Origin of the sequence: Amycolatopsis sp. NPDC051045 (genome assembly GCF_040682955.1) — a bacterium.
Classification (GTDB): domain Bacteria; phylum Actinomycetota; class Actinomycetes; order Mycobacteriales; family Pseudonocardiaceae; genus Amycolatopsis.
Genome location: NZ_JBFBCC010000037.1, coordinates 36,939 through 49,588 on the forward strand (window position 1 = coordinate 36,939; position 12,650 = coordinate 49,588).

Annotated in this window: 8 protein-coding genes; 6 read left to right on the forward strand and 2 right to left on the reverse strand. The window is 71.1% G+C overall.

The genetic code is table 11. The annotated features are described in order from the left end of the window. Positions 1–418: 418 nt before the first annotated feature. The 3 genes from gltB to AB0M80_RS41765 all read left to right on the forward strand — a co-directional run bounded on the left by gltB (position 419) and on the right by AB0M80_RS41765 (position 6,971). Complete coding sequence (gltB, locus tag AB0M80_RS41755; protein ID WP_364576012.1) at positions 419–4,990, forward strand: glutamate synthase large subunit; 4,572 nt, start codon at positions 419–421, stop codon at positions 4,988–4,990. Next, positions 4,983–6,434 (forward strand): glutamate synthase subunit beta, encoded by a 1,452-nt coding sequence (locus AB0M80_RS41760; protein WP_364576014.1) that lies wholly within the window; start codon positions 4,983–4,985, stop codon positions 6,432–6,434. Before gltB ends, AB0M80_RS41760 begins: the two co-directional genes overlap by 8 nt. Positions 6,435–6,785: 351 nt before the next feature. Next, positions 6,786–6,971, forward strand: a complete 186-nt coding sequence (locus AB0M80_RS41765) for a hypothetical protein (RefSeq protein WP_364576016.1) — start codon at positions 6,786–6,788, stop codon at positions 6,969–6,971. A gap of 4 nt (positions 6,972–6,975) precedes the next feature. On the opposite strand, the gene AB0M80_RS41770 is transcribed toward AB0M80_RS41765, so the two are convergent. Next, positions 6,976–7,851, reverse strand: a complete 876-nt coding sequence (locus AB0M80_RS41770) for an NAD(P)-binding domain-containing protein (RefSeq protein ID WP_364576018.1) — start codon at positions 7,849–7,851, stop codon at positions 6,976–6,978. A gap of 114 nt (positions 7,852–7,965) precedes the next feature. Here AB0M80_RS41770 and AB0M80_RS41775 point away from each other — a divergent pair, with 114 nt between their 5' ends. Further along, positions 7,966–8,982 (forward strand): helix-turn-helix domain-containing protein, encoded by a 1,017-nt coding sequence (locus tag AB0M80_RS41775; RefSeq protein WP_364576021.1) that lies wholly within the window; start codon positions 7,966–7,968, stop codon positions 8,980–8,982. On the opposite strand, the gene AB0M80_RS41780 is transcribed toward AB0M80_RS41775, so the two are convergent. Then, the gene (locus AB0M80_RS41780; protein ID WP_364576023.1) at positions 8,979–9,968 is read right to left on the reverse strand and encodes a winged helix-turn-helix domain-containing protein; all 990 of its coding nucleotides are present in this window, start codon (positions 9,966–9,968) and stop codon (positions 8,979–8,981) included. The genes AB0M80_RS41775 and AB0M80_RS41780 overlap by 4 nt on opposite strands. Positions 9,969–10,237: 269 nt before the next feature. Here AB0M80_RS41780 and AB0M80_RS41785 point away from each other — a divergent pair, with 269 nt between their 5' ends. Together AB0M80_RS41785 and AB0M80_RS41790 are read left to right on the forward strand one after the other, a co-directional pair. After that, positions 10,238–10,873, forward strand: coding sequence for an RICIN domain-containing protein (locus tag AB0M80_RS41785; RefSeq protein ID WP_364576025.1), 636 nt, complete (start codon positions 10,238–10,240; stop codon positions 10,871–10,873). A 229-nt stretch (positions 10,874–11,102) separates the two neighbouring features. Then, positions 11,103–12,503: a peroxidase gene (locus tag AB0M80_RS41790; RefSeq protein WP_364576027.1), complete on the forward strand. Its 1,401-nt coding sequence runs from the start codon at positions 11,103–11,105 to the stop codon at positions 12,501–12,503. Positions 12,504–12,650: the final 147 nt, after the last annotated feature.

Sequence of the window (12,650 nt, forward strand, 5' to 3'; positions counted from 1 at the left end):
CGTCAACGCAAGCGTGGCATTTCCCACCCGGGGGCAACGACGTATGTCGATAACAGCGAATTCACACTATCGTCATAAGACCCGGCGAACCCGGGAGTAACACCGCGCGCTCCGGACGGCCCCCACCACCGTGGCCGTCCTGTGCGCGCACGCAGCACCCGACACGTTCGGCTGCCCAGTGTTGTGCGGCCTCCCAGATGATCCGCGTCCGGTTTCCGAGCATCGGCGCTCGGCCGGTACCTCGCGGCATCTTGCACTGTGACACCGCCATTGCACTGTGACACCACCACCAACGCCGACAACAGCAACTGTTCTCGACTGACCATCGCGGTCCCGGACCACTTCGTTAACCGGTTCAGCTCGAACCACTCGATGAGGTGAGTACCGGTCGCGCCAACGCCTTGGGAGGCGGCCAGCCGTGACCCACCGTGCCAGTTCCCTGCCCCCGTTCGGGGAGCAGCTCAGCAACGCCGAGGCCGAGGGCCTCTACCGGAGCGACTACGAACACGACGCCTGCGGTGTCGCCTTCGTCGCCGACCTGACCGGGCGCCGAGATCACGCGATCGTCGCCAAGGCCCTGGTCGCGTTGCGCAACCTGGAACACCGCGGTGCTCGTGGCGCCGAACCGGACACCGGCGACGGCGCCGGCCTGCTGATCCAGATCCCGGACGAGTTCTACCGCGAGGTCGTGGACTTCGAACTCCCCGAACCGGGCACGTACGCCGTCGGCACGGCTTTCCTGCCGCAGGACGAAAAGCGCCGCGGCCGGGCCATGACGACCATCGAGCGCATCGCCGCCGAGGAGGACATGCGCGTCCTCGGCTGGCGCGAGCTGCCGGTGCACACCGAACACTGCGGGCCGACCGCGGCCGAGACCATGCCGCACTTCACGCAGTTGTTCCTCGCCGCGCGGCGGCCGAAGCCGGAACACGCCGACCCGCTCGCCATCGAGCGCAGCGCGTTCTGCGTCCGCAAGCGCGCCGAGCGCGAGCTCGCCGAGGACGACGTCTACTTCCCGAGCCTCTCCTCGCGCACGATCGTCTACAAAGGAATGCTCACCGAGCCCCAGGTCGAGCGGTTCTTCGCCGACCTGACCGACGAGCGCGTCACCAGCGCCATCGGCCTGGTGCACTCCCGCTTCTCCACCAACACGTTCCCGTCGTGGCCGCTGGCGCACCCGTACCGGTACGTCGCGCACAACGGCGAGATCAACACGTTGCGCGGCAACCGCAACTGGATGGACGCCCGCGAGGCCCTGCTGGAGACCGACCTGATCCCGGGCGACCTCAAGCGGATCTACCCGGTGATCACCCGCGGCGCCAGCGACTCGGCGTCCTTCGACGAGGTCCTGGAGCTGCTCCACCTCGGCGGCCGCTCGCTGCCCCACGCCGTCCTGATGATGATCCCGGAGGCCTGGGAGAACCACCAGGAGATGGACCCCGCGCGGCGCGCGTTCTACGAGTTCCACTCGACGCTGATGGAGCCGTGGGACGGCCCGGCGCTGGTCGCCTTCACCGACGGCAGCCAGATCGGGGCGGTGCTCGACCGCAACGGCCTGCGCCCCGGCCGGTACTGGGTGACCGACGACGGCCTCGTCGTGCTCGCCTCCGAGGTCGGCGTGCTGGAAATCGACCCGGCGACGATCGTCCGGAAGGGACGCCTCGAACCCGGCCGGATGTTCCTCGTGGACACCGTCGAAGGCCGGATCGTCGAGGACGAAGAGGTCAAGACCGAACTGGCCACCGCCCACCCGTACGACGAATGGGTCGAGGCCGGTCTCCTGCACCTGGAGGACCTGCCGGAGCGCGACCGCGAGGTCCCGCTGCACGCCGCGCTCGTGCGCCGCCAGCAGGCGTTCGGCTACACCGAGGAAGAGCTCGAAGCCATCCTCGAGCCGATGGCCCGCACCGGCGCGGAGCCGATCGGCTCGATGGGCAACGACTCGCCGATCGCGACGCTTTCCAGCCGCCCGCGGCTGATCTTCGACTACTTCATCCAGCTGTTCGCGCAGGTCACGAATCCGCCGCTGGACGCCATCCGCGAGGAGCTCGTCACCGCGCTCGGCACCCAGATCGGCGCCGAGCCGAACCTGCTCGTCGGCGACGCCGCGAGCTGCCGCCGGATCGCGCTGCCGTTCCCGGTGCTCGACAACGACCAGCTCGCCAAGCTGGTGCACGTCAACGACGACGGCGACCTCCCGGAGTTCCAGGCGGTCACCGTGCTCGGCCGCTACAACGTGCACGGCGGCGGCGAAGCCCTCGTCAAGCGGCTCGACGAGATCCGCGCCGAGGTGTCGGAGGCGATCGAGGACGGCGCCCGGCTGATCGTGCTGTCCGACCGCGGCGTCGACGAGAACCACGCGCCGATCCCCTCGCTGCTGCTGACCGGCGCGGTGCACCACCACCTCGTCCGCGAGAAGACGCGCACGCAGGTCGGCCTCATCGTCGAAGCCGGCGACGCGCGCGAGGTGCACCACATCGCGTTGCTCATCGGCTACGGCGTCGCCGCGGTGAACCCGTACCTGGCGATGGCGACCGTCGAGGAGATGGCCCACCAGGGCCTGATCCCCGGGGTGACGCCGAAGCAGGCGACGCAGAACCTGATCAAGGCGCTCGGCAAGGGCGTCCGCAAGACGATGTCCAAGATGGGCGTTTCGACCGTCGCGTCCTACACCGGCGCGCAGATCTTCGAGGCGATCGGGCTCGGCGAAGAGGTCATCGAGAACTGCTTCACCGGCACGACGTCCCGCCTCGGCGGCGTCGGCTTCGAGACGCTCGCCGACGAGGTCGCGAAGCGGCACGAGTACGCCTTCCCGGCCGACGGCGTCCGGGCCGCCCACCGCGAGCTGCAGACCGGCGCGGACTACCAGTGGCGCCGCGAAGGCGAACCGCACCTGTTCAACCCGCAGACGGTGTTCAAGCTCCAGCACTCCACGCGGTCCGGGAAGTACGAGGTCTTCAAGGAGTACACGAAGGCCGTCGACGACCAGGCCGAGAAGCTGCTGACGCTGCGCGGGCTGTTCGACTTCAAGTACGGCAAGCGCGCGCCGGTGCCGATCGACGAGGTCGAACCGGTCTCGGAGATCGTCAAGCGGTTCGCCACCGGCGCGATCTCCTACGGCTCGATCTCCATGGAGATGCACCAGACGCTGGCCATCGCGATGAACCGCCTCGGCGGGAAGTCCAACACCGGCGAGGGCGGCGAAGACCCGGAGCGGCTGTACGACCCGGAGCGGCGCAGCGCCGTGAAGCAGGTCGCCTCGGGCCGGTTCGGCGTCACGAGCGAATACCTCGTCAACGCCGACGACATCCAGATCAAGATGGCGCAGGGCGCGAAGCCCGGCGAAGGCGGGCAGCTGCCCGGCGCGAAGGTGTACCCGTGGATCGCGAAGACGCGGTTCTCGACGCCGGGCGTCGGCCTCATTTCGCCGCCGCCGCACCACGACATCTACTCGATCGAGGACCTGGCCCAGCTGATCCACGACCTGAAGAACGCCAACCCGAACGCGCGCATCCACGTGAAGCTCGTGTCCGAGGTCGGCGTCGGCACGGTCGCGGCGGGCGTGTCCAAGGCGCACGCCGACGTCGTGCTCATCTCGGGCCACGACGGCGGGACGGGCGCGTCGCCGCTGTCGTCCATCAAGCACGCCGGCGGCCCGTGGGAGCTCGGCCTGGCCGAGACGCAGCAGACGCTGCTGGCCAACCGGCTGCGCGACCGGATCGTGGTGCAGACCGACGGCCAGCTCAAGACCGGCCGCGACGTGATCATCGCGGCGCTGCTCGGCGCCGAGGAGTTCGGCTTCGCGACCGCGCCGCTGGTGGTGTCGGGCTGCATCATGATGCGCGTCTGCCACCTCGACACCTGCCCGGTGGGCGTCGCGACGCAGAACCCGAAGCTGCGCGAGAAGTTCAGCGGCAAGGCCGAGTACGTCGTCAACTTCTTCGAGTTCATCGCCCAGGAGGTCCGCGAGTACCTGGCGGAGCTGGGCTTCCGGTCGATCGCCGAGGCGGTCGGGCACGCCGAGTTCCTCGACAAGCGCAAGGCGATCGACCACTGGAAGGCGGCCGGGCTGGACCTGTCGCCGATCTTCCACGTGCCCGACGTGGCCCCGGCGGGTCTGCGGCTCCAGCAGACCAAGCAGGACCACGGGCTGGAGAAGGCACTCGACAACACGCTGATCCAGCTCGCCGAGGGCGCCCTGAACTCGGGCGACAAGGTGCGGCTGGAACTGCCCGTCCGCAACGTGAACCGGACCGTCGGCACCATGCTCGGCTCGGAGCTGACGAAGCGGTGGGGCGGCGAAGGCCTGCCCGACGACACCATCGACGTCACCTTCACCGGCACCGCGGGCCAGTCGTTCGGCGCGTTCGTGCCGAAGGGCATCACGCTACGGCTGTACGGCGACGGCAACGACTACGTCGGCAAGGGCCTGTCCGGCGGACGGCTGATCGTGCGGCCGCCGCGGGACGTGCAGTACACCGCCGAGGAGCAGATCATCGCCGGCAACGTCATCGCCTACGGCGCGACCAGCGGCGAGATCTTCATCCGCGGCAAGGTCGGCGAGCGGTTCTGCGTGCGCAACTCCGGCGCGCTGGCCGTCGTCGAAGGCGTCGGCGACCACGGCGGCGAGTACATGACCGGCGGGCGGATGGTCGTGCTCGGCCCGATCGGGCGCAACTTCGCGGCCGGCATGTCCGGCGGCATCGCGTACGTGCTGGACCTGCCCGCCCACCGCGTCAACCCGGAGATGGTCGACCTCGACCCGCTGGACTCCGAGGACGCGGACTTCCTGCGGGAAACGCTGGAAAAGCACTACAACGAAACGGAATCCGCGGTCGCGCGGGAACTGCTGGCCGACTGGGACGCGGGCGTCGACCGCTTCGGGAAGGTCATGCCGAAGGACTACAAGCGCGTGCTCGCCGCCCAGGTGCAGGCCGAGCGGGACGGGCGCGACGTGAACGAGGCGATCATGGAGGCCGCACATGGCTGACCCCAAGGGCTTTCTGACCACCACCCGCGAAGAGCCGAAGCGCCGTCCGGTCGACCTGCGGCTGATGGACTGGCGCGAGGTCTACGAAGACTTCGCCACGACGAAGCTGGAGAAGCAGGCCGGCCGCTGCATGGACTGCGGCATCCCTTTCTGCCACCAGGGCTGCCCGCTCGGGAACCTCATCCCGGAGTGGAACACCCTGGTGTGGCGGGACGACTGGCGCCAGGCGATCGAGCGGCTGCACGCGACCAACAACTTCCCGGAGTTCACCGGCACCCTGTGCCCGGCGCCGTGCGAGACGGCGTGCGTGCTCGGGATCAACGACGACCCGGTGACGATCAAGCGCGTCGAGATCTCCATCGTCGACCGCGCCTTCGAAGAGGGCTGGGTGACCCCGCAGCCGCCGACGTCGAAGACGGGGAAGAAGGTCGCGGTCGTCGGGTCCGGCCCGTCGGGACTCGCCGCGGCGCAGCAGCTCACGCGCGCGGGCCACAGCGTCGTGGTCCTCGAGCGGGCCGACAAGATCGGCGGGCTGCTGCGCTACGGCATCCCCGAGTTCAAGATGGAGAAGCACCGGCTGGACCGCCGTCTCGCGCAGATGGAGGCCGAAGGCACGGAGTTCCGGACGTCGGTGAACGTCGGCGTGGACATCACCGCCGCGGAGCTGACTGCTTCGTACGACGCCGTGGTCCTCGCGGGTGGCGCGACCGACTGGCGCGACCTGCCGATCCCCGGCCGGGAGCTCGACGGGATCCTCCAGGCGATGGAGTTCCTGCCCCCGGCCAACCGGGTCGCCTCCGGCGAGCTCGAGAAGTCGCCGTTCGACGCCGCGGGCCTGGACGTCGTGGTCATCGGCGGCGGCGACACGGGCGCGGACTGCGTCGGGACGTCGCACCGGCAGGGCGCGCGTTCGGTGACGCAGCTGGAGATCATGCCGAAGCCGCCGGAGGCCCGTTCGGACGCCCACCCGTGGCCGACGTACCCGATGATCTACCGGGTGTCCTCGGCGCACGAAGAGGGCGGCGAGCGGCTCTACGCGGTGAACACGCAGGAGTTCCTGGGCGACTCCGACGGGCGCGTCCGGGCCCTGAAGCTGGTCGAGGTGCGCAGCGAGGGCGGCAAGTTCGTCCCGGTGCCCGGCACGGAACGCGAGCTGCCGGCGCAGCTCGTCCTGCTGGCGATGGGGTTCCTCGGGCCGCAGAAGCAGGGCCTGATCGAGGACCTCGGCGTCGAGCTGGACGCGCGCGGCAACGTGGCCCGCGACAAGGCGTTCAAGACGAGCCTGGACAACGTGTTCGTGGCCGGCGACATGGGCCGCGGCCAGTCCCTGATCGTGTGGGCGATCGCGGAGGGCCGCTCGGCCGCGGCCGGCGTCGACGCCTACCTGACCGGGCGCGGCTTCCTGCCCGCCCCGATCGCGCCGACGGACCGGCCGCTCGGGTAAGACCCGGCGCCGGCGGAGGTGTCATCGTCGCCACCTCCGCCGGCGCTGTCCCATCCTCAGCCGTAGTACCCCTTTTCGAGGTCGTCCAGCAGCCCCGGTTGCGCGGGCCGCCAGCCGAGCAGCTCCTGGGTGCGCCGCGTCCGAGACGTGCACCGCGGGCCAACGCTGTGTCCCGTCGCCGACGTACGCGGCGATGCCCTTCTCGCGCCCGAAGCGTCACGGCGGCACTGACCGCGGCCGCCTTCGGGCCGGAGCGGCGGTGGCCGGGGCCGGCGGATCCAGGCGGTCGTCGCGGGCCACCGCGACCTGCGGGAGCGCGAACTCCTCAAACGCGCCACCCTCACCGCCGCGATGGCCGGCGCCCTGCGCGAACGCGGGGTGCCGGACCCGGCCGCCGGTCTGGCCGCGGAGATCGGCCGCCTCGCCTTTTCGACGGCCTTCGCCCGGTGGGCCGCCCCGGCGAACGAGCAGGAGTTCACCACGCTCGCCGCCGAGGCGGTGGCGGAACTGATGGCGGCGACCGGCAGCCTCGGCTGAGCCGCTACCTGGACGCGGCGCGGCCCGCGAACACCTCGAACAAGCTCGCGAAGCTGTCCGGCCCGTGCCCGGCCGCGCTCGCCCGCTCCATCGTGGACAGCAGCAGCTCCGGCAGCGCGTTGTCCACGCCCCGGGCCTCGGCCGCGTGGATGAGGTGCCCGATGGCCGCGACCTGCACGTCGACCGTCGCGTCGTCGCCCGGGTAGCGGCCCGCGTCGACCTGGGTCGCGTAACGCGTCAGGAACCGGTTCACCGTGGCCAGCCAGCGGATCGCCACCGGGGTGAACTCGGCCGCGGGGGTCTTCTCGGCCCCCACCAGCGCGGTGCCGTGGAGCCAGCCGGCCATCGCCGACCACATCAGGCCCAGCAGGGCGGCGTCGTACAGGGACGCCCGGCCCGGGTCGGCGCCGAGGTACACGGGGTCGCCCAGGGCCGACAGCGCTGCTTCGTGCGCGTCGAACACCGGGCGCGGGCCGCTGTACAGGAACATCACGTCGGACCCGCCGACGCCCTCCGGCGTGGTCATGATCGCGCCGTCGAGGTAGCCGGCGCCGCGCGAGCCGAACCACCCGGCCGCCTCCTGCGCCTGCTCCGGGGAGCCGGACGTGAGGTTGACGAACGCCTTGCCCCGCAACGCCTCCGCGCCGGGCTCGAGCACGGCGCGCAGCACGTCGTAGTCGAGCACGCAGGCGACGACGAGCGGGCTCGCCGCGATCGCGTCCGCCGGGGTGGCCGCGAGCCGGGCACCCCGCTCGGCCAGGGGCGCGGCCTTCTCCGCCGTCCGGTTCCACGCGGTCACCGGGTGACCGCGGTCCAGCAGGGCCCCGGCCAGCGCCGAGCCCATCGTCCCCAGACCGAGGACGGTCACGGGCTGCTTCATTTCACTGCTCCTTGGGGGTTCGTGATCATCTGCCGCCAGGTTCGCAGCGCGGAAGTGGCCCGGCCAGTGGCACCGGTGACGGCTGCCACCAAATTCCTGCCATACGATCCGGGCATGAGCGCAGGGTCCGTCGCCCTGGTCGTGCCCGGCGAGATCGGGCTGCGGTCCTGGGATCTGTACGAGGTGAGCATCGCGGCCACCGTGTTCGGGATGCCGCAACCCGATCTGGCCGACCCCTGGTACGACCTGCGCCTCTGCGGCGTCGGGTCCGCGGTGCCGGACCCGCCCGGCCTGGCGCTGCGGACGCCGTACGGGCTCGACGGCCTCGACGGCGCCGGCACGGTCATCGTGCCCTCGGTCCCGGACGCCTGCGTGGCGGACGGCGTACCGGTGGCTCCGGACCTCGTCGCGGCCCTGCGCCGCGCTCACGGCAACGGCGCGCGGATGGTGTCGCTGTGCACCGGCGCCTTCGCGCTCGCCGCGGCCGGGCTGCTCGACGGCCGCCGCGCCACCGCCCACTGGATGCACACCGCCCAGCTCGCCGAACGCCACCCGGAGGTGCTGGTCGACGACTCCGTGCTCTACGTGGACGACGGCGACGTGCTGACCAGTGCGGGGATGACCGCCGGGCTCGACCTCTGCCTGCACCTGGTCCGCCGCGACCTCGGCGCGCACGTCGCCAACCAGCTGGCCCGCCGGCTGGTCGTGCCGGCGCACCGCCCCGGCGGCCAGGCGCAGTTCGTCGACCTCTCGGTGCCCGCCAGTGACTCCGCAGGCCTCGCCCCGGTGCTGGACTGGGCCCGCGCCCACCTCGACCGCCCCCTGACGATCGAGGACCTGGCCCGCCGGGCCGCGGTGAGCCCGCGCACCTTCTACCGGCAGCTCCGGCGCGCCACCGGGACGACCCCGCTGCAGTGGCTGCTCAACCAGCGCCTGGCCCGGGCGCAGAGCCTCCTGGAGTCGACCGCGTTTTCGGTGGAGAAGGTCGCGGCGCTGAGCGGGCTCGGCACCGCGAACAACCTGCGCCACCACTTCCTCAAGCAGGTCGGGGTGGCCCCGGGCGACTACCGGCGGGCCTTCCCTCGCGCCGCGGAGGTGCCACCATCCTCTGTGGACATCCACCGGGCCTAACTGTCCAGGAGAGCGCTTCCCAGCGGGGTGAGCGAGTGCAGCACCGTGTTGCGCTCGCGGTGCGTGATGATCAGTCCCGCCCGCCGGAGCACCGTGGTGTGCTTGCTGGCCGCCGAGGGCGTGACCCCCAGCCGCGCCGCCAGTTCCGACGTCGAGCAGCCGACCGCCAGGATCGTCAGCGCCGCCGCGCGGGTCGGGCCCAGCAGGGCCGCCAGTGCGTTGCCCGGTCCCTTGCGGACGCTCGGACCCGCGAACCCTGCGGGGTGCGCGGCGTGGCGGACGGACGGGTAGTGCAACCGGGGCGTCCCGCCGGGGGACGGCGGGACCAGGGCCGGCCCCACCGAGAAGTACGTCGGGACCACCAGCAGGCCGGTGCCTTCCGAGGGAAGCGTCCCGGCGATCCGGTCGTCGGTCTCCAGGACCGGTGCCGCCCAGCGCACCTTCGGCCGCAGGCCGGTCAGCAGCGCGTCGACCCCGCCGTGGAGCAGCACCTGCGTGCGCATCCCGAGGTCGGCGTCCACCTGCGCGCACACGACGTCCCAGCACGGCGCGAGCGCGAGGTCGTGGTAGTCCTGCATCGCCTGGACCAGCCGCGGCAGGCCCGCGGTGTCGCCGTCGGCGAGCGCGGCCGCCCAGCCGGGCAGGTCGCGCTCGACCGGCGCGGTGCGCAGCGCGGACTTGAGGCGCACCGGTTCGGTCTCGAGCACCGCGGCGAGCCCGGAGTCCAGGTCGTAGCGGCCCGCGGCGGGCAACAGGAATTCCGGAACCGGTGCGTCCGGACGGCAGAGCCACAGCAGCACCGACGCCGGCTCGGGCAGTCCTTGCCAGACCCGGTGGCGCCACCGGTTGAACGCCGCCGACGCCGCGTGGCGGCCGCCGTCGCGCCGCTGCAGCACCTGCAGGCTCCCGGTCAGCTCGCCCATCGGATCGGCCGCGGCCGCGAGCCCGATCCGGACGAGGTCCTGCAACGTCAGTCCGATGCGCACGATCCCCCCGGGGTGTCTGCCCGTGCATCGGCACCCGATTCCGTTCCGTTACACCGCTGACCTGTGTGTTGGCCCCTCCCGGAAATCTCCTCGACGGCGGCCGGACGGCACTGAATGATGTCTGCAGAGACCGCTTTCGGGGGTTTGACGGTCTCGACGAGGGGGAATCGCCGGCACGACCACGCGCCGGGTCCACTGTGGCCCGGCGCCGGTTCGCGCACGCTTTCTCCCTTCGTCGTCATCGGTGCAGCGACGAAAAAAGGGGAACCATGACGAAGATGAAGCGCCTGATGGTGACGGTCGCCGCGGCGGCCGGCCTGTTCGGCCTGGTGGCCGTTCCGCAGGCCGGTGCCGAGCCGGTCGACGGCAAGGGGGACGTGCAGGTCCAGACCCTTGCCGGGGGCATCAAGCTGCGGCCCTCCAAGGTCGCTGCCGCGCACCGCTCCACCGCCGGGGTCGCCGGTGCCCAGGTCGCCGAGGCGGACGCCTACCTGATCGAGTCGGCCGCCTTCGGCCGCTGCTGGGACGCCGACCTGAACACGATCGGCGGCAACGGCACGATCATGGCGCTGTGGGACTGCAACGTGTACGCCGCCAACCAGGCGTTCTACGTGACGCGGAACCCGGAGGGCTACCTCCGCTTCCAGAACGTGCAGAGCGGCCGGTACCTCGAGGCCGACCTGAACACGATCGGTGCCAACGGCACGAAGGTCCAGCTGTGGGCCTACAGCCCCGGCGGCAAGAACCAGCAGTGGATCGACACCGTGAACCCGGAGGGCTACCTGCGGCTGCAGACCGTCGCGAGCAACCGCTACCTGACCGGCGAGGGCTCGGTCGGCGGCAACGGCACGCGGATGCAGCTGTGGGACTTCATGGCGGGCGCCAAGTCCCAGTGGTGGTTCTGATCCGGCAGGCGAAGTGAAGACGCGGGCCCCGGCCGGGGCCCGCGTTTTTCTTTTCCGCGGGATATTTCGCGCTCAACTTAAACTTTCGTGTGAAACCGGCGGACGGGTGGCACGCCCCGCCCCCGGCACGGCACCCTGGATCCAGGGGACCCGGTCGGCCGAGGGGGGCTACCGGCCGGCCGGGTGCCCGCCGAGAGGCGGGCTTTTTTTCACACGGGAGGGGACCCGAATGAGTGTCGATCTGTCCACCACGCTGTCCTGGACCACGGCGACCGGAGACGCCGCGACGATGCTCGGCGAGCTGCAGCCGAACATCCTCAAGGCCCACGTCCGCGATCACCTGTCCGCACTGTTCCTCGCCTTCGGGGACGCGGCCCAGGCGCGGGCCTTCCTCGTCTCGGTCACCGGGAAGATGAAGTCCGCCAAGGCCCACCTCGACGAGGTGGGCGCGTTCAAGACCGGAGGCGGCGCGGGAACGCCATACGTCGGCGTGGGGCTCACCGCGGCCGGCTACCGCGCTCTCGGCGTCGACGGAAACATGCCGCAGGACGAAGCGTTCCTGCGGGGGATGTCGGCGCCGGACACGCGGCGGAAGCTGAACGACCCGCCGCGTTCGACGTTCGATCCGGGCTACCACGGGGAAATCCACGCCGTCGTGCTCGTCGGGGACGCCACCGACAAAACAATGACCGCGCGGCGCAACGAAGTCCTCGGGCTGCTGCCGGACTCGGCCACGGTGCTCGCGGAGGAAGCCGGCCTCGGCCGGGTCAACGCGCGTGGCGAAGGCATCGAGCACTTCGGGTACGTCGACGGCCGCAGCCAGCCGCTGTTCCTCACCGAAGACGTCGACGCAGAGAAGAACAACACCGACGGCATCAACGTGTGGAACCCGGCGGCGCCGCTCGGGCAGGTACTCGTTCCCGACACCGCGGCGCCGGATCCCGGTGTGCATTTCGGCAGCTATTTCGTTTTCCGCAAATTGGAACAAAACGTCCGGCGGTTCAAGCAGGCCGAAGCCGATCTGGCCGACACGCTCGGCCTGACCGGCGAAGACCGCGAGCGCGCCGGGGCGATGCTCATCGGCCGCTTCGAGGACGGCACGCCGCTGACCACCCAACGGGAAGACGGCGCGGAAAGCCCGGTGTCGAACAACTTCACCTACGACAGCGACCGCGCCGCGCTGAAGTGCCCGTTCCAGGCGCACATCCGCAAGACGAACCCGCGCGGCTCCGGCGGCGCCGAAGACCCGGCCGGCGAGCGGCAGCACCTGATGGCCCGCCGGGGCGTCACGTACGGGGAGCGCCCGGACGACCCGAACGCCGACGTGCCGCCCGCGGCCCGGCCGAGCGGCGGGGTCGGGCTGCTGTTCATGGCCTTCAACTCCGTGCTGGGCAAGCAGTTCGAGTTCACGCAGGCGATCTGGGCGGACAACCCGGGCTTCCCGATCGTCGACGGCGTCACGCCGGGGCTGGACCCGGTGATCGGCCAGGGCGAGCGCGGGGCGTCGGACTACACCGTGGACTGGGGCGGCTCCGCGCAGCAGGCGGCCGGCCCGGTGCCGCAGGCGGTGACGGTACGGGGCGGCGACTACTTCTTCATGCCGTCGCTGGCCTTCCTGCGCTCCCTCTGACCACGGGGGCCGTGAATGCCACCTTGAGGTGGCATTCACGGACTTGCGGGCGGGATGCTCCTATGGAGGTCAAGAGCTCCGTTTAAGATCATTTGTGGTGATCAGCTGGTAGAGCTCTCGGGCGATGTAGCGTTTGAGGCAGCGGAT